The sequence below is a fragment of the Methanobacterium formicicum genome (genome assembly GCF_029848115.1).
Taxonomy (GTDB): Archaea; Methanobacteriota; Methanobacteria; order Methanobacteriales; family Methanobacteriaceae; genus Methanobacterium; species Methanobacterium formicicum.
In genome coordinates, this window is the sequence record NZ_JARVXG010000047.1 from 23,132 (window position 1) to 40,442 (window position 17,311).

General features: G+C 42.4%; 16 protein-coding genes. 6 read left to right on the forward strand and 10 right to left on the reverse strand.

The genetic code is table 11. The annotated features are described in order from the left end of the window. Positions 1-34 precede the first annotated feature (34 nt). On the reverse strand, positions 35-499 hold the full coding sequence (locus QC759_RS05795) for a hypothetical protein (protein ID WP_048073318.1): 465 nt from the start codon (positions 497-499) through the stop codon (positions 35-37). Positions 500-690: 191 nt separating this feature from the next. Next, positions 691-2,097: an MFS transporter gene (locus QC759_RS05800; protein ID WP_048073319.1), complete on the reverse strand. Its 1,407-nt coding sequence runs from the start codon at positions 2,095-2,097 to the stop codon at positions 691-693. Between the two features lie 308 nt (positions 2,098-2,405). Between QC759_RS05800 and QC759_RS05805 the strand changes: the two genes are divergently transcribed. Next, positions 2,406-3,152, forward strand: a complete 747-nt coding sequence (locus tag QC759_RS05805) for a ZIP family metal transporter (RefSeq protein WP_048073320.1) — start codon at positions 2,406-2,408, stop codon at positions 3,150-3,152. A gap of 220 nt (positions 3,153-3,372) precedes the next feature. Then, positions 3,373-3,831, forward strand: coding sequence for an HIT family protein (locus QC759_RS05810; RefSeq protein WP_048073321.1), 459 nt, complete (start codon positions 3,373-3,375; stop codon positions 3,829-3,831). A gap of 18 nt (positions 3,832-3,849) precedes the next feature. On the opposite strand, the gene QC759_RS05815 is transcribed toward QC759_RS05810, so the two are convergent. Both QC759_RS05815 and QC759_RS05820 read right to left on the reverse strand, forming a co-directional pair. Continuing rightward, positions 3,850-4,563 (reverse strand): HEAT repeat domain-containing protein, encoded by a 714-nt coding sequence (locus tag QC759_RS05815; protein WP_048073322.1) that lies wholly within the window; start codon positions 4,561-4,563, stop codon positions 3,850-3,852. Between the two features lie 48 nt (positions 4,564-4,611). Then, the gene (locus QC759_RS05820; RefSeq protein WP_231553393.1) at positions 4,612-5,073 is read right to left on the reverse strand and encodes a metal-dependent transcriptional regulator; all 462 of its coding nucleotides are present in this window, start codon (positions 5,071-5,073) and stop codon (positions 4,612-4,614) included. Between the two features lie 238 nt (positions 5,074-5,311). Here QC759_RS05820 and QC759_RS05825 point away from each other — a divergent pair, with 238 nt between their 5' ends. The 4 genes from QC759_RS05825 to QC759_RS05840 all read left to right on the forward strand — a co-directional run bounded on the left by QC759_RS05825 (position 5,312) and on the right by QC759_RS05840 (position 8,390). Next, the gene (locus tag QC759_RS05825; protein WP_048073323.1) at positions 5,312-5,779 is read left to right on the forward strand and encodes a hypothetical protein; all 468 of its coding nucleotides are present in this window, start codon (positions 5,312-5,314) and stop codon (positions 5,777-5,779) included. A gap of 30 nt (positions 5,780-5,809) precedes the next feature. Next, complete coding sequence (locus QC759_RS05830) at positions 5,810-7,024, forward strand: FAD-dependent oxidoreductase (RefSeq protein WP_048073324.1); 1,215 nt, start codon at positions 5,810-5,812, stop codon at positions 7,022-7,024. A gap of 96 nt (positions 7,025-7,120) precedes the next feature. Continuing rightward, on the forward strand, positions 7,121-7,939 hold the full coding sequence (locus tag QC759_RS05835; protein ID WP_048073325.1) for a DUF4013 domain-containing protein: 819 nt from the start codon (positions 7,121-7,123) through the stop codon (positions 7,937-7,939). A 55-nt stretch (positions 7,940-7,994) separates the two neighbouring features. Further along, the gene (locus tag QC759_RS05840; protein ID WP_048073326.1) at positions 7,995-8,390 is read left to right on the forward strand and encodes a tautomerase family protein; all 396 of its coding nucleotides are present in this window, start codon (positions 7,995-7,997) and stop codon (positions 8,388-8,390) included. Positions 8,391-8,664: 274 nt separating this feature from the next. Here the strand turns inward: QC759_RS05840 and QC759_RS05845 are convergent, their stop codons facing one another. The 6 genes from QC759_RS05845 to thsA form a co-directional block, all read right to left on the reverse strand. Beyond that, on the reverse strand, positions 8,665-9,243 hold the full coding sequence (locus QC759_RS05845) for an acetate uptake transporter (RefSeq protein ID WP_048073948.1): 579 nt from the start codon (positions 9,241-9,243) through the stop codon (positions 8,665-8,667). Positions 9,244-9,338: 95 nt separating this feature from the next. Next, positions 9,339-11,243, reverse strand: a complete 1,905-nt coding sequence (acs, locus tag QC759_RS05850) for an acetate--CoA ligase (protein ID WP_048073327.1) — start codon at positions 11,241-11,243, stop codon at positions 9,339-9,341. Positions 11,244-11,431: 188 nt separating this feature from the next. Continuing rightward, on the reverse strand, positions 11,432-12,124 hold the full coding sequence (locus QC759_RS05855; protein WP_048073328.1) for a hypothetical protein: 693 nt from the start codon (positions 12,122-12,124) through the stop codon (positions 11,432-11,434). A gap of 151 nt (positions 12,125-12,275) precedes the next feature. After that, positions 12,276-14,279, reverse strand: coding sequence for a ferrous iron transport protein B (feoB, locus tag QC759_RS05860; RefSeq protein WP_052660004.1), 2,004 nt, complete (start codon positions 14,277-14,279; stop codon positions 12,276-12,278). After that, the gene (locus QC759_RS05865) at positions 14,272-15,039 is read right to left on the reverse strand and encodes a metal-dependent transcriptional regulator (protein ID WP_048073329.1); all 768 of its coding nucleotides are present in this window, start codon (positions 15,037-15,039) and stop codon (positions 14,272-14,274) included. Before QC759_RS05865 ends, feoB begins: the two co-directional genes overlap by 8 nt. 281 nt (positions 15,040-15,320) lie before the next feature. Next, positions 15,321-16,907: a thermosome subunit alpha gene (gene thsA / locus QC759_RS05870; protein WP_081944569.1), complete on the reverse strand. Its 1,587-nt coding sequence runs from the start codon at positions 16,905-16,907 to the stop codon at positions 15,321-15,323. Between the last annotated feature and the right edge of the window lie 404 nt (positions 16,908-17,311).

Consider the following 17,311-nt stretch of genomic DNA (forward strand, 5'->3'; position numbering starts at 1 on the left):
ATCCCCTACTGTTTATTTATGAATTTAATAAGATTTATTCACGTTTCAATAAACCTAAAATGAGTTTTACAACCTCCACCAGGTTAGCTATCACCAGCACTACCATTACCAGTATAAGAACTATTTTCACCAGTACGGTTATTCCGCTGCTTAATATAAAGGGGAACACCACATACAGGTAGTAGGCCACCATAAATGACAGAATATTTAGTATTATTTTAATTAAGCTTCGGAACCATCCGGGGTGATATATTAAGAAGAGTATATTCCCTACTATGGAAGCACCAATGGAGAGGTTAAATATCCACAAAACTTCCTGGAAAGAAGGGGCTATGAAACTCAGATTCCAGGAGAGAAGATTGTTTACAATATACAGGAAGATCAGATTAGCTATTATGGCTACAATAAATTCTGATTTGTGTGGTTTCTTTTCTTTCAACAAATTTTTAAAAAAATCCTTTTTATTTCCCTTATCTTCAGGGTTAGAAGTTTCTTTCAATTATACCACCTCATGCATCTATCCTTTAATTTTCAGGACCCGTAAGATCAGTTAAAGTAATATGGATAATAATTATTTCGTTCTACTAGTCATTATTTACTCAGCTTATCATATTATTTACTCAATTTATTGGGGATTATAAGTCTATCATCAAATTTTTTTAGTACCCTTAAAACATTATCCGCACGATATTAATTATTCACACGTGCATCTGACCTATACACCCCTATATATGTTAAAACTGCCCCTAATGCACTGATGGCGGCAAATATATAGAAGGATACATTAAGGCCTTCCATGAAGAGGGGATAATTGGAAGGTGCTATTTCCACATTGCCCAGGAAGCCCGTTAAGATTAACAAAAGGATTCCCAGGCTCAGGGTCTGGCCAATGAAAATCATGGTGGAGAGGGTGGCGGATCCCACACCGTAGAATTTACTGGTTAATGATCCCAGGAAATTTTGATTGGTAGGTGCTGAAAACAAACCTAATCCCACACCGACCAGGAGTAATCCGACAACTACCTGGAAGAGGGGAGTTTCAAGACCCGAAAAGGCGAGAATTAATAATCCTATGGTGCATACAACTGCTCCTAAGAGAATAATTCTTTTATTATCTCTTTTGTCAATCCAGCGCCCCACCACTGGAGATAAGAGGGCCACGGCCAGTGGCTGGACCGCCAGGATCAAGGCGGTGCTAATGGTGTCCAGACCCCGCAGGTTCTGCAGGTAAAGGCTGAGGAGTGTCCACATTGCCGAGGTTCCAATGGTCACCAGGAGAAGAGCGGACCCTGAAAAACGGGTAAGTTTGTTTTTAAAAATTTTAAGGGAAATAATAGGATTAGGGGAGTCCTTAATTACTCTAAAGAAGAGTGCCATCCCCACCAAACCAGAAAGGAGAAACACTTTCCCTGTAACCTCGTTTAGGGCGGAGAACCCGTACATTAAACTGGAAAGGGAAAGTGCATAGATCAGTGACCCCACCAGGTCGAATTTTTCACCTTCCGAACCCTTCCACTCTCCTTTAAACCGGGTTAATAACAGGACCAGGGCAAATAGGCCAATAGGCACGTTTATGAGAAAAATACTCCTCCAACCTAAACTCTGGGCCAGAAAACCTCCCAGGAGGGGTCCCAGGAATAGGCCAATATACACCGCACTGATCTCAATCCCCAGTACTCGGCCCCTTTTTTCCGGGGGAAAAATGGAGATCAAAAGGGCCACCCCGGTGGCGAATATCAGGGCACATCCTGCTCCCTGCAGGAAACTGAAAATAATCAGGGCCAGCCCCGAAGTGGAAACACTGGCCAGCAGAGATGCCAGGGTGTAAACTACAAAACCAGCAGTGAATATTTTTTTACGGCCGTGTATATCCGCCAGCCGGCCAAAGGGCAGTACCAGTGCAGCGTTAGCCAGGGTAAAGGCTGTGGGTATCCATCCCAGGAGCAGTATGTTCACCGCCAGTTCATTCTGGATAAGGGGGAGAATTAAACTTAGGGATGATCCCATGAATGGTATCAGTACAGAACCGATGATTACCAGGACCAGTGCACACCTTTCCACAGATACTTCTGCAGTGTTTTTTGGGGTTGAATCCATTGATTTTTACCTGCCCTATAATTGTAAGCATTTCCCGATAGTATACATATTCTTTAATATTATCTTGCACCCTCTATTTAGGATTGGCCCTTTCCCCAAAATTATGGAACACTAAACCCTCCATTTATAGGGAGATCTCAGTTAGGGTGGAAGTAAGGTGGATGGTGTGAATTGTTTGAGGCAAATTATTTAAGAAATTTAAATAAAGATGTGGAGTAATTAAAATAATAGTTATTGATAGTTATTGTTCAGGTAGTACCAGTTAGGGAAATGATCGAGATATTTTGAATGTGAACTTAGTGATTTTTATGTTTTCCAGTTTAATTATGGCGGGGATATGGGGTTTTGTGGCTGGATCTGCACTTCTTTTGGGGGCCGTCTTTGGTTATTATTTCCAACTTCCCAAACGTCTGATTGCCACCACCATGGCCTTTGGTGCCGGGGTTCTCATGTCAGCGGTGTCCTTTGAACTTCTGGACGAAGCCTATACACTGGGAGGTGCACCCCATCTGGTGGCTGGATTTATCATCGGTGCCCTTATTTTCACCATCACCAACCTTTACCTGGCACGTAAGGGTGCCAAACACCGGAAACGATCAGTTAAACCTGAGGAATATGAGGATGCTAATGGTGCCATGGCCATTGCCGCTGGTTCGGTTATTGATGGAATCCCGGAATCAATTGCCATTGGTCTGACCATGATCGGTGGGGGAGCAGTGAGCACGGCCACTGTGGTTGCCATATTTTTATCCAACATACCAGAAGGCCTTTCCAGTTCGGCAGGGATGAAAAGGGATGGTTGGTCTCCCCGAAAAGTATTCTCCCTGTGGCTGGTAATTACCATTATCACGGCCATATCTTCCCTTTTGGGTTATTCTGTATTCAGTCAGCTACCCGTAGAAGTGATGGCGGTTACCCTGGCCATAGCTGCCGGGGGTATACTGGCCATGGTGGTGGATACCATGATACCCGAGGCTTTTTCCCAGACCCACAACCTGGCGGGGATGGTGACGGTGATTGGTTTTGCCATTTCCTTTATCCTCTCAAAATTATGATACAACCTTTAAAAGGAGATAAATTTCTTAATACAGTAATATAAATCTCCTTTTAATATTATAACATATTTATCACATGTAAATTGAAAAATAAAAATTAAACTCGAGAATTGTTGTATTGATATAAAATATTGGAAATGAAAATGCGGGAATATAAATGTACAACAGATGAGGGAATATAAAATTGTACAATATACCGTGAAGAGAGGGAGATGGATAGATGAGTATTGAATGTCCTTACTGTGAGAAACTGGATGAATATAACTTTGGTGACCCCCTGGTTGAAACTGAACACTGGATCGTGTTTCTGGCTCCCAACCAGAGTAACCTGGGCACCTGTGTGGTGGCCTTAAAAAGAGAACAACGTACTTTGACTGGTCTTTCCCGGGAGGAATGGGATGATTTTATCAGTCTGTTAGAAAGTATGGAAGGAGCAGTTAAAACTGCCTTTGACGCCACCCTATTTAACTGGGGTTGTCTTATGAACACCTTCTATCTGGATGGAACCCCCGAACCACAGTTACACTGGCATTTCATACCCCGCTATAATCATGAAGTAGATTTTGCCGGGCATATCTTCGATGACCCTCATTTTGGCCACATGCATCCCCGGCCCCTTAAGGATATATCCCCTGAGGTGCGTGATAAAATTGCCACTAGAATAAGAGAATTTTTGTGAATCTATTTTTCTGTGAATCTATTTTTTCTTTTCCTTCAAACGAGTGTTGAGATCCTGTATTGCCTCTTCCACCTGGAGGCGTACGTACCATTTTTCATCGTCCATGGCATTTAAAAGGGGCTTAATAGCCCGTTCATCTCCAATTTTCCCCAGTGCTCCTGCGGCATGCCGGCGTACACTCACGTCCTCATCTTTCAATGCCTCGATTAAGTCCGGTACTGCTTTTTCATCACCGATCATGCCCAGAGCTTCTTCAGCTGCACTGCGGAAGCTGAAATCCTCCACTTTAAGTGCTTCCAGTAACTGATCAACGGCCCTTGGATCACCTAAACGGCCCAGGGCCAGGGCTACGGTGTTTCTGATCCTTTCATCCTTGAGTGATTCTAATAGAGGTAGGAGTGCCCGTTCATCACCAATTTCCCCCAGTGCCTCGGCAGTGTGCTGACGAACATACCATTTTTCATCGCGAAGAGATTGTAAAAGGAAGGGAGTAGCTTCACTGTCACCTATTTTTCCCAGGGAACTGGCAGCATTCCACCGTACATCACTATCCCCATCATTTAACGCCCCAATAATGGCTTTAACTACTTTTTTGTCCTTAAATTTTCCCAGAGCCCGGGCAGCAGTGGCTCGATTTTTACTGTCACTTTTCTGTAGTGCTTTTATAAGACCGTTAACATTCCCCTCACTTTCAAGCTTAGCCACATCAGGGTTGAAATCGAACAATCCCATTGTTTATCCCCCTTATAAACATATCCTTCAGAATTACCATAGATCTAGTTACAATTTAGTTTCACTGACCATGGTTCCTTTTTCGGCGTATTCCCGGAATTTTTCCATGTAATTACAGGCATCAGGGAAGAGATCATTGAATTCCACGAATTTCCGTAATTTGCTTATGGTGGAAACATCCATCACATGTTCCATGGAACAGGCATCATCTTCTGCTATTTCCGGATCCACACCCATCAATACCAGGAAGTCCTTGAGCAGGTGGTGACGGCAGCTTACCTCCTGGGCAATTTTGATTCCATCATCCATTAGTTCAATTGTGCCATAACGCTCGTAGGAAACCATGTTCATTTTTGAAAGCTTTTTAACAGCCTCAACCACGCTAGGAGGTTTTACTCCCAAGATCTCGGCCACATCTTTCACTCTAATGGCTCCCTGTTCCTGCTGCAATGAGTACATGGCCTCCAGATAATCTTCTACACTGCGGGTTATTTTCATGGAATCTGTCATTGTAATTTATTCTGTTCTTTTTATTCTATTAACCTTTTCTTATCCACAGTATTCAAAGTAAGATATGGACTTTGAATCCTTCTCTCTGTCCTCTGTTCTGAAATCTTTATACAAACCTAATGGAAAGCCTTATAAACCCTAATATACTTATAGAGTCAGCATAGATAGATTAAGGTGAAGATTGGAATAGTAGTTTTAATTGAATTTAGGAAATAAATTCTGATAGAGGGATATGTAGATGCCAAACTTCAGTATGGAAATGGCCATTTTAACCAGCATGATACTGGGCCTTATAATGGCTTTTTTTAATGTGGGGGGCGTATTTGCCCTGGTTATAGTGGGATTTGTAGCCGTTTTCCTTACCAAAGATGAAGACGCCAGTTATAAAGTTGGTGCACTGGCAGCAATTTTATTGGCCCTCCTTTACTTTGTAATCTGCCTGTTCACTCCCCCAGATTTACCATATCAGCTCCCCAATGCCGTGACCATAGGAGTGGGTTATGCTGTTGACGGTCTTTTCACCCTGGTTCTGGGACTGATGGTTAGTGTGATTATCTATGGATTGTTTGGATCCATTGGTGGTTATTTCGCAGATAAACTTTTCAAATCCCAGGATAAACCCAAAAATCCCCGGATCAGTGAAAGACCCAAAAGGATCATTAAAAGGAAACAAAAACCCCAGAGAAGAACCCTTAACCGCAGATAATTCCTTATTAATTTTAATACAGTGATATTTATGAATAACATAATTGTGGTTGGATCAGGAGCTGGTGGGGCAACTGTTGCCCGGGAACTAGCCATTCAGGGGATGGATGTCACTCTAATTGAGAAGGGTAGTAGTGTTCCCAGTGAAAAGGCATTTCAGTGTTACGACAACCTGGATGTAGGGGTGGAACTTCTTAAAACCACCTGTCTGGGAGGCACCACCCTGGTAACTGCCGGAAATGCCGTTCGAACCTGCCAGCAGGAATTTCAAAAGTTAGGAATTGATCTTTCCGGTGAATTTGAGGAAGTAGAGGCAGAATTGAAGGTAGGTCCTCTGCCAGACACTCATTTTGGAGAAGGCACCATGAAGATCATGGAAGCCTCTGCTTCACTGGGGTTAACCATGGAGAAAATGCCCAAATTCATTAATCCCGCAGAATGTGTACCCTGTGGTAAGTGCGCCTTTGGTTGTCCACGCAATGCCAAGTGGAGTTCCCTGGAATATCTGGCTGAAGCTGAAAAGCACGGAGCTCATATTGTGGATAACAGTCCAATAACCCGGATCATGACCCCTGCAGGGCAGGTTAAAGGTGTAGAGATATTAAACTCTGAAAATGGAGTTAAAAAGGAATACATTGCAGATACAGTTATATTATGTTCCGGGGCAATTGAAACTCCCCGATTATTAAGATCAGCTGGTTTAACTGCGGGTGAGCGCTTATTTGTAGACACTTTTGTCACGGTAGGTGGTGTACTACCGGGTATTAATTTTTATAAGGAAGTATCCATGAATGGATTGTATAAAAAGGAGAAGAGATTCATACTATCTCCACATTATTCCAGTTTGCTGACATCCCCAAACCAGGTAACAGAAAAGGATATACTGGGAATAATGGTCAAGATACCCGATGAATCCTCCGGTCGTGTGGATGCGAGTGGTGTGTTCAAACAGAGCACCTCCCAGGATGTGGGTTTAATGGCTGAAGGATGCGCTGCTGCTGGGGCCATACTCACCGAGGCCGGTGTTAGCCCGGATACTCTGGTTTCCACTCCAGCCCGGGGAGCCCACCCCGGGGGCACAGCGGCCGTGGGAGAAGTAGTGGACAAAAACCTGGAAACAGAAATTGAAAACCTGTTCGTGGCTGATGCCAGTGTTTTCCCCCGGGCACCAGGTGCCCCACCAGTTCTCACCATCCTGGCCCTGGCCAAGAGACTGGCTAAACATGTGGTCTCACTTAATCAATGAAATGTTGGATGATAACATGCCCTTGTAAATAGGGTATTATAAAATAAGAAATAAATATAATTTATATCCATTTTATAAATGAATCCGATGATCTTGATGAATATCAAAGAAATTATAATAAACTCTATTAAATATCCTTTTTTAGATTGGAAGAAAATTCTTATTTTGGGCTTTATAGTTGTAATTTATACAATTCCGCATGATATGGTTCCAATTAATTTACAGAATGGTTTCACTTATCCATTTTTAATTATTGCTTTATTGATCAACTGTTTTATTAGTGGATATTTTTTCAAAATTATTCAATATTCCTTAAAAGATACCAGGGAACTACCTAAATTTAGGAAGTGGGTTAAACTATTCAAAAATGGATTTAAAGTAACTTGTGTAAGCTTAATATATTCAATACCGGCAACTTTACCTTTAATAATATTAAACCTACCTTTAATCAATTATTATTTATACTTACCCGACTTTATTATCGTTATAATTGGTGCAATAGCACAAATATATTTACAGGGGTATGCCACATGGTTATTACAAGGGTATGCCACAACTTTTTTTGTTTATATGTTATATTGCTTAATAATCTTCCCGATATCTTTAATAGCAATTACCAATATGGCTAACAATGATGGCAAATGGAGTTACGCCTTTAAATTGAAAGCAATATTTGATAAAATAAAAAATATAGGATGGATTAAATTTTATTCCTGGTACTTTTTAGCAAGTGTAATTACTTTATTAGTATTATTAATAGGAATATTTCTTATGTTTATATTTTCAATCTTAATTCACAATTATCTATCCATAAAATTAATTGATTCATTAATTATTACCCCTTACATCTACATGTTCTTCTCTAGATCATTAGCTCTAATTTACAATTCAGAAAAAAATGGTCTTGAAAGATAAAAATCTATAAATAATTATGATTACAATTGTAAAATAAGAATTAGAGGCTATAAAAATGTTTCCACTAGTAAAAATAGAAATTCGTAAAGGATTTTCCTCAGAATATAAAAAGGCGATTCTGGATGGTGTACACCAGGCACTGGTGGATGCCCTGGGAATTCCAGACAGTGACCGTTTCCAACGGATATATGAACTGGATATGGAGGACTTTGAATGTCCACCGGATCGCACCGATGCCGTGACCATGATCCAGATTACAATGTTCCCGGGACGTTCATTTAATGCTAAAAAGAAGCTTTATCAGGCGATTGTGAAGAATTTAGGTGAAAATCCAGGTATTGATGGGTACGATATTTTGATTATCCTACTGGAACCCCCCATGGATAATTGGGGTATCCGCGGGGGAAAACCAGCCAGTGAAGTGGATTTGGGATTTAAAATAGATGTTTAATGGATAAAATAATTCCATTACTTATTTTTCAAATTATTATCCTATTTTGTTATAGGGATACAACAATATTGGGAAAGTGGTTATGAATTTTATAATCCTATAAATTTTTAAATTAATATTTTAATTAATTTCAAGTTTCTAGTCTTTTCAAGTTTTTAGGTCCGATAAAAGAAAAAACTTCCTCCAGTAAATACCAGAGGAAGTAAACTATATTTAAATAGCTGGAGGCGGTTAGCTATTCAAATAAATGTGAATTAATTTAGGTGGTGCGACTTTAGGTGGGCAACACATCCTTTCCATAGGTTTCATTGAGAACCTGGGCCAGTCCCACATACACGGCACTAAAACCAGTGAATATGCCCTCATAACCGGCTATTAAGGTTATGGTGGCGTTTCCAGTTATATCTCCCAGTGCCAGTAGGAAGAACAATATGGCCAGTGAAAGGAAGACCACTTGCAATCCACGGCTTAACTTGAGGGTGCCAATGAACATCACCAGAGTGAACAGTCCCCACATGAAGAGGTAGGCCGCCAAGGATAGTTTATCCGGTGCAGTAGCCAGTCCCATCTTGGGGAGTACCAGGAGAAGGACGAAACTCCACCAGAAGAGGCCGTAGGATCCGAAAGCCACAGTTCCGAAGGTGTTTCCCTTTTTGTATTCCATGGCACAGGCCATTATCTGGGCAATTCCCCCGTAAGCTATTCCCATAGCTAGGATCATACTGTTGAGGGGGATAAACCCAGCGTTATGTATGTTCAGTAACACGGTGGTCAAACCAAACCCCAACAGTCCCAGTGGTGCTGGATTTGCAGTTAGATCTTCTATTAAGACAGATTTTTTCTCATCTTCCATACTATCACACCCCTTAGGGGCAAATTTATTCAAATCATCTCCTTTTTTTGGAATTATGAATTTTTTTTACCAGCTTTAAAAAAAACTGGGGGACATTATTCTTCCAGGGTGGAAGTGTCTCCCAGATCTTCACCCTTTTCCTGGGCCCGTAGGATACGGCGCATTATCTTACCGCTCCGGGTTTTGGGTAGTTTGTCCACCTGTACTATCTCTCCCAGTACAGCTACTGGTCCCAGTTCGTAGCGGACGTGCTTTTTAAGGTCTTCTATGAGCTGGGTTTTGAGTTCGTATCCTTCGCGGAGGATGATGAAGGCCTTGATTACTTCCCCCTTAATGGGGTCGGATTTACCAATGACCGCAGCTTCGGCTACTGCCGGGTGTCCTACAAAGGCTGATTCCACTTCAGCAGAACCTATACGGTGCCCAGCAATTTTTAAAACATCATCACTGCGTCCCTGTATCCAGAAGTATCCTTCCTCATCTTTACGGGCCATATCACCGGCCTTGTAGATGTATCCAGGGAAAGCGTTCCAGTAAACATCTTTGAATCTTTCTTCATCCTTGTACAGGGTGCGGAACATGGATGGCCATGGTTTTTTAATGACCAGATATCCTCCTTTGCCTACTGGTACAGAGTTTCCCTCTTCGTCCACCACATCGGCATCTATTCCCGGGAAGGGAAGGGTTGCTGATCCTGGTTTCAGGGAGGCTGCAGGTATTGGTGATATGAGGTGCATTCCAGTTTCAGTTTGCCACCAGGTATCCATTATGGGACAGTTTTCTTTACCCACATTTTTGTAGTACCACATCCAGGCCTCGGGGTTTATGGGTTCTCCCACTGTTCCCAGGATGCGGAGGGATTCCAGGTTGTAAAGATTGGTGTATCTGGTTCCGAATCTCATAAGGTGTCTGATGGCTGTGGGAGCTGTGTAGAATTTGGTCACCCCGTATTTTTCCACAATCTTCCACCACACCCCCGGGTCAGGGTAGTCTGGTGCTCCCTCGTAGACCACCGTGGTGGTACCCAGAAGCAGGGGTCCGTAGATAACATAGCTGTGTCCGGTGATCCATCCGATGTCCCCAGTGCACCACCAGAGGTCGTTTTCGTGTATATCGAATATGTCGCGGAGGGTGGTGGCCACTCCTACCATGTATCCGGCGGTGGTGTGTAGTACTCCTTTGGGTTTCCCGGTACTTCCGGATGTGTATAATATAAAGAGGGGGTCTTCGGAATCCATCCATTCTGGTTCACAGTAGGCGGGTTCACCATCTACCAGTCGTTCGTAGAAGATTTCCCTTCCAGATAGTTCTGATATCTGGATGGGTTTTCCGGTGTGGTTGACCACCACTATGGTTTCAATGGTGGGGCATTGCAGTATTGCTTCATCAGCTATGGCTTTAAGGTCGATGATTTTACCCCTTCGGTAGGTTCCATCGGCAGTGAACAGTACTTTGGCCTTGGCATCGTTCATGCGCTCCACAAATGCACCGACACTGAGCCCGGAGTATACCACGCTGTGAACTGCTCCGATCTTGTTACAGGCCAGTATGGATATTAATAACTCGGGGCACATGGGGAGGTACATGGAAACTGTGTCTCCTTTTTTCACCCCCAAATTTTTGAGGGCATTGGCCAGTTTATTCACCTGTACATATAACTCGTAGAAGGTGATTTTTTTCTCTTCTCCACGTTCGTTGATGTATAGGATTGCCACCTGGTTGCGTTTTTCGGTTTCGATCCATCTGTCCACGGCATTGTAGGCTAGGTTAATTTTACCTCCTACAAACCACTGGTAGAATGGTTTATTACTTTCATCCAGGACCTGGTCCCATTTCTGGAACCATTCGAATTGTTCTGCCTTTTCTGCCCAGTATTTTTCCAGGTCTTTACCTTTTTCAATTTCTTTTTCCCAATTTTTCACGTGGGCTCTATTTAGAATCTCTTCTTTTGGTTCGAAAACCCTTCTTTCATCCAGAAGGACTGCTGTATCCCGTACCATTTTCATCCGCCCTTTAGTTAGATATTCCATTTTTTAATGAATGTAATTACTAAGTTACTCTAACTATATATATATTACTATTATTAATCATTATAAATTATGATTAATCATTATAAATTGATTTTTGGTAAAAAAAAGAAAGTTAAACTCAGCATATAAACTGAGTTTGCCTTAAAATGTTCCCTAAATTAGGTGTAATCCAGTTCACCCTCATTGTAAAGTTGTTGTAACTCAGTGGCATGGCCCAATTCAAAATTACGGTAGGGATTATTCATATGAGGGAAGATCATTCCATTTAATGTGTACAGATAGGCGGGGATCATCCCGTAGGTTTTCTGTAGGACGTGGAAGTACAGTGGGAATCCACATCCCTGGATTAGAACTGCATTACCCTGTCGGGCATTACCGTGCCAAGCTATGGGGAGAGGTCCAGTCTGGTTGTGTTCTTTAGCCAGGGTGTATACATGGTTCATGGCCTCATCATAGGTATCAAAAACAATACCATCGGACTTGTACTTGTATCGATCGTCAGGAGCTCCGAACAATGCTAACTTTATGGAGTCCCCGTAATTGGTAGGGTCCGCTGCTCCCGTACCCTGGGTGTCAATGAGCCCCAGTTCAATTATGAACACATCCCCGTCCTGATAACTACGGTAGTTGGAACTCCCGGCAAAGTGGCAGATCAAGGCACAATTGGAATTTTTCTCCTTGGCGTATTGGACCAGAAGTTCTGAATGAGGATGCCCAGGATAAAAGTCAGGATTTCCCACTTTAACGAATGAAATTCTACCTAAAGGAGCTAAAGGGCCACTGGATACAGTAACCACAGAATAACCTACAATCACCACCAGAATGGCAATTGCAATTAATGACCATTTCATTTTTTTATCACCTAATCTCAAAACATTTTTGATACTAAACTCATTTTTATTGATACAACACTTTTTGATACTAATTTTTTTTCAATTTTAGTGAACTACTAAACTTACTTCCATACTAAATAAATAACTTGCTATGGGAAAAAGAAGAACATCAAAGGATGAACGACAGCAAATGGGCTGCTATTCCTCCTACTATAAAGGCGGTTATTAAATTGGCGGCAGAGATAACACTGGCTGCTTTCAATCCAAATTCCCGGATTAATATGCTAATGGTGGAAAGACAAGGTATGTACAACATTCCTATTAATGCCAGGACAATAAACTGGACTGGAGTTAGTGCCAGGGATAGATCTGTCCCTACAAATGACACCAGAGTTAAGAGAACAAATTCTTTACGGACTACACCCACAATCAAGAGTATTCCTGCAAAGGAAGGTAGTAAAAGCCATCCCACTGTTAATGGTGCCATGAAATTACTTATAGGTCCCAGTATGCCCAGCACGTATAATACTTGAATTAACGCACTTCCGGCAATGAAAACTGGGAACACCAGATAGATCAGGGATTTTGTACGGTTCCAGGTTTGTTTAAGAATGGTGGATGTGGATGGCAGCCTCAGGGCATGCATCTCCATGATCAAACCCGTGGCCTCACCCGGCATGGCCTTGAGAGCCAGTTTTCCCATTATAAATATTATGATTATATCCAGAACATAAAGGGCCAGAGCCCACCATATGCTGACAAAGATGGCCACTAGGCTCAGTATGATTATGGTTCTGGCCGAGCAGGGGGCAAATGTTATGGCAAATGCGGCCAGTAATCTTTCCCTCCGGGTCTCCAGGATTTTGGTACTGTCAATGGCCGGGACACTACAACCGTATCCCAGTATCAGGGGTATCAGTGCCTTACCATGCAGACCAATTTTCTGCATAAAACTGTCCATCATAAAGGCCACCCTGGTTAGGAGACCAGAATTCTCGATATACGAAAGCAGAATGTAGAAGGGGATGACAAAGGGCACGATCAACGTGACCCCTGCTACGAATCCTCCAAAGGCCCCGTTCCATAGTACAGCAATTACTGGACCAGATAGGGCAGCATCCACTGGTTGGAAGAAACTCATTGCTTCGGTGATGATCTCGGATAGGAAGTTTCCCAGAACAAAGGTCCAGATTAAAAGACCAAGTATCACCAGTGCCGAGGTGAAATATCCAAATAAGGGATGTATAAGAATTTTATCCAGTTTTTCAGATAGTGTAGGTTTATATTTATCCTGTTTTTGAGCTCCGGCCGCGATCCTGCTGGCCAGGGCATAACGTTCTGAGGCAATTATGGAAAAGGAAGGTTCATCATGGATTTTCTCCAGTTCAAGGGCGAGATAGGTGGAGTATTGGATTGCACGTTCTGATATGGATTCCACCTGTTTATTAATTTCAGGGTCATTTTCTAAAAGTTTAATGGCTACCCATCTATTGGAATATCCCAGGTCAAGGCCCTCGTTATCCAGGAATTCTTCCAGTTGTTTAACTACCCTTTCCACTTCACCGCCATATTCAACCGGGACTTCTACTACTTTCCTGGTTTGGGCCACGTCAATGGCCTTTTCTACCAGTTTTTGTAATCCCTCACCATGTATGGCTACCGTGGGGACCACCGGGACACCCAGGGCTTTTTCCAATTTTTCGGTGTCAATGTGAAATCCCTTCTGGCGGGCAATGTCCATCTGGTTAACACAAACCACCAGAGGAACTCCCATTTCCATTAGCTGCAGGGTGAAAAAAAGGTTTCTCTCCAGTACTGAACCATCCAGGACATTGATAACCACCTCTGGTTTTTCGTGGGCAATGTATTCCCTGGAAACGATTTCTTCCATGGAAAATGTGGAAAAAGAGTATATACCCGGTAAATCGATTATATGTAATTTTTGGCCATTATAATGAAAAGTTCCCTCAGCAAGGTCCACTGTTTTCCCTGGCCAGTTCCCTACTACCTGCTCTGAACCAGTTAAATTGTTAAAAATAACACTTTTACCCACATTGGCATTTCCGGCCAGGGCTATGGTAATATCCGCTGGTTCAATTTTTACTTCTTGGGTTTCCGATGAAATGTTTTTTTCGTATTCTGATTTTTCAATGCATTCCGGAAGTTTAACCATATGATAGGGCTCCTTTAGATGGGACTGTGTCTTCTCTGATTATCTCTACAAAAACGTTTTTAGCGATATCCCTTCCCAGTGCAAGGTTAGATCCTCGTACTAATAATTGAATTGGTCCCTTAAATGGAGCAACTTCCAGGACGGCTATATGGGCGCCCATGGTTATTCCCATGTCCATCAGTCGGCGTATGACTTTGTAATCTCCCCGGATAAAAGAGACTTTACCTTTTTCATTCTTTTTCATGTCTGTAATGGAGACCAGGTTCTTATCACGTTTTCCAACCTCGTTAACTTCTTCTTGCCGCCGTTTACGGCATTCTTCACAGGTTTCAAACTGGAAGTCACACACAGGTATCAATTCTTCATCATCCGGGCATTCATCTGGGTTTTCCAGGAGCTGGCATAATGCTCGTTCCGCATCATCGGAAAGCACGTGTTCCATTTCACAGGCCTGGTCATGGACTTTATCCTTTTTTATTTTAAGCACATCGTGGAGGAATCTCTCCAGAAGTCGGTGCTTTCTGGTGATCTTGGAAGCAATTTTATATCCTTCCTCAGTAAGGGTGACACCCTTATAGGGGGAATAATCAACGTAACCCTCTTTTTGTAATTTTTTTATCATCTGGGTTACACTGGCCGGTGATACATTTAGCATGGTAGATATTTTGGTAGTTTTAACTGGTCGTTCCTTTAAAGATAGTTTATAGAGAACTTCCATGTATTCCTCGGCATTTTCACTTAAAGTATTTCCAGAAGACATTTAGGTACACCTAAATAAAGTTTTAGTTTAATACTATATAAAAGTTAGGGGTACCTAATAAAGATATTTAAAAAACCTAATAAAGATATTAAAAACTTAATAAAGAATTTAAAACCTACCGTGTTTTTTAAAAACGAAAAATAAAGCTTATTTTCTTGATTAAATTATCAATAACTCCTATATTAATCAAAAATTAAATATGAATATGTTAATATCTGAAAAACAATAAATTACCTGAATTTTAAAAAAGAAGAAAAAATGGGAGAGGTAAGTCGGAAGACTTACATCATTGGTGGCATTCCACCAGGCATTCCACCCATATCACCCATGTCTGGTTCACCAGAGCCAGATGAGGCGATCATGTCGTCGATCCGCAGGATCATTTCTGCTGCTTCGGCAGCTGACTGGATGGCCTGTTTTTTAACCCGTTTAGGTTCAATGACGTGGGCTTCTTTCATGTCTACCACATCACGTTGGAATACATCCAGTCCCATGTAGAAACTCTGTTCCTGGGCGGCTCGCATGTCCACCAGGGCGTCGATCTGGTCAATTCCAGCATTTTCAGCCAGGGTTTTAGGGACGATTTCCAGGGCTTCAGCAAAAGCAGCAATTGCTAACTGTTCACGGCCACTGATGGTGTCGGCGTAGTCCCGGAGTCCTTTGGCAATTGCCACTTCTGGGGCTCCACCACCAGCTACTACCTGACCATCTTCCACGGTTGCAGAAACTACTCCAATAGCGTCTTCTACTGCTCTTTCAACTTCTTCAGCTACGTGTCGGGTACTTCCTCGGAGGATGACGGATACCGCCTTAGGATCATCACATTCTTCCACAAAGGTGAGTATTTCATCGAAGATCTTCTTCTCGTAGACGTGACCGGCGTGTCCCAGGTCTTCTGGAGAGAGCTCGTTAATGTTGGTTACCAGACGTGCTCCAGTGGCCTTGGCCATACGTTCCATATCGGATTTCCTTACCCGTTTGAGGGCCATAATTCCTTCTCTGGCGAGCAAGTGCTGTGCCAGGTCGTCTATTCCTTTCTGACAGAATATGACATTGGCACCGCTTTCCACGACCTTGTCCACCATATCCTTTACCATCTGTTCTTCCTGGTCTAAGAAGGCCTGCATCTGGGCGGGGTCAGTGAGTTTGATTTTGGCGTCAGTTTCCAGGTCTTTGACTTCTATTGGGTATTTTAAAAGTGCTATTTTAGCATTTTCTAGGTTTTTAGGCATGGCATTGGTTGCCCTGCTTTTGTCGATAACCACCCCGTTGACGATCTGGGAATCGTGGACTGTTGCTCCCTGTATTCTCTGGATGTTAATGTGGTCGGTGTCCACTTCACCGTCTTCTTCCACCTGGAGTACGGCATCCACTACCAGTTCAGCCAGTGGTCCTCGTGCTTTTTCAGTTCCTTTACCAGTCATGGCCGTCATGGCTACCATGCAGAGGGTTTCACGGTCACTGGCATCAATAGCTATCTGGTTTAAGAGTTCCTGTGATTTTGCTGCAGCTTTGCGGTATCCCATCACCAGGGTGGTGGGGTGTATCTCCTGGTCCAGGAGGTCTTCTGCCTTTTTGAGTAGTTCTCCAGCAATGATAACCGCAGTGGTTGTTCCGTCTCCCACTTCGTCTTCCTGGGTTTTGGCAACTTCCACTAGCATTTTAGCGGCAGGATGCTCGATGTCCATTTCTTTGAGGATAGTTACACCGTCATTGGTGACCACAATGTCACCTAAACCATCCACGAGCATTTTATCCATTCCTCGTGGGCCTAGAGTTGTTCTAACGGTTTCAGCCAGTACTTTTCCGGCCATAATGTTCATTCTCTGAGCGTCCCTTCCTAATACTCGGGAAGAGCCTTCAGGCATTATAATAATAGGTTGTCCTTGTCCTTGTCCACCTAATTGTGCCACATTATCATCTCCGTTTTTCTCAATTGGTAATTTATCAGTGGGTTAGAGGTTATATAAATATGTTGCGGAAGCAGGTTATTTAAAGATTCATCAGTACTGACCGTTTTATATAATACTCCTTTTCCCCGGATTGAAAATTAGTAAGGTCACATCTTTTTTTAACCAGAAAATTATTACTCATGTACCTGGATTTTCAGATCAAATAAACAGTTTAGGATACTTGAATTTATTTCAAAAATGGTTTAATAAACTGAATTGATCCCAAAGGTCAATCCAACTTTATTATTAATCCAAAAAGCTTTATATAACCTTTAAATACTTTAATAATCATTTTTATAGTGTTAAAAAGTTCAAAAAGA

What these genes read in the sequence shown, in the direction of transcription:
- QC759_RS05805 (WP_048073320.1), top strand. Translation starts at nt 2,406, where the DNA reads ATGTTTTCCAGTTTAATTATGGCGGGGATATGGGGTTTTGTGGCTGGA.
- QC759_RS05825 (WP_048073323.1), top strand. Translation starts at nt 5,312, where the DNA reads ATGCCAAACTTCAGTATGGAAATGGCCATTTTAACCAGCATGATACTG.
- QC759_RS05845 (WP_048073948.1), bottom strand. Translation starts at nt 9,243, where the DNA reads ATGGAAGATGAGAAAAAATCTGTCTTAATAGAAGATCTAACTGCAAAT.
- feoB (WP_052660004.1), bottom strand. Translation starts at nt 14,279, where the DNA reads ATGGTTAAACTTCCGGAATGCATTGAAAAATCAGAATACGAAAAAAAC.
- acs (WP_048073327.1), bottom strand. Translation starts at nt 11,243, where the DNA reads ATGGTACGGGATACAGCAGTCCTTCTGGATGAAAGAAGGGTTTTCGAA.
- QC759_RS05835 (WP_048073325.1), top strand. Translation starts at nt 7,121, where the DNA reads ATGAATATCAAAGAAATTATAATAAACTCTATTAAATATCCTTTTTTA.
- QC759_RS05855 (WP_048073328.1), bottom strand. Translation starts at nt 12,124, where the DNA reads ATGAAATGGTCATTAATTGCAATTGCCATTCTGGTGGTGATTGTAGGT.
- QC759_RS05840 (WP_048073326.1), top strand. Translation starts at nt 7,995, where the DNA reads ATGTTTCCACTAGTAAAAATAGAAATTCGTAAAGGATTTTCCTCAGAA.
- QC759_RS05800 (WP_048073319.1), bottom strand. Translation starts at nt 2,097, where the DNA reads ATGGATTCAACCCCAAAAAACACTGCAGAAGTATCTGTGGAAAGGTGT.
- QC759_RS05830 (WP_048073324.1), top strand. Translation starts at nt 5,810, where the DNA reads ATGAATAACATAATTGTGGTTGGATCAGGAGCTGGTGGGGCAACTGTT.
- QC759_RS05815 (WP_048073322.1), bottom strand. Translation starts at nt 4,563, where the DNA reads ATGGGATTGTTCGATTTCAACCCTGATGTGGCTAAGCTTGAAAGTGAG.
- QC759_RS05810 (WP_048073321.1), top strand. Translation starts at nt 3,373, where the DNA reads ATGAGTATTGAATGTCCTTACTGTGAGAAACTGGATGAATATAACTTT.
- QC759_RS05820 (WP_231553393.1), bottom strand. Translation starts at nt 5,073, where the DNA reads ATGACAGATTCCATGAAAATAACCCGCAGTGTAGAAGATTATCTGGAG.
- QC759_RS05865 (WP_048073329.1), bottom strand. Translation starts at nt 15,039, where the DNA reads ATGTCTTCTGGAAATACTTTAAGTGAAAATGCCGAGGAATACATGGAA.
- thsA (WP_081944569.1), bottom strand. Translation starts at nt 16,907, where the DNA reads ATGCCTGAAGGCTCTTCCCGAGTATTAGGAAGGGACGCTCAGAGAATG.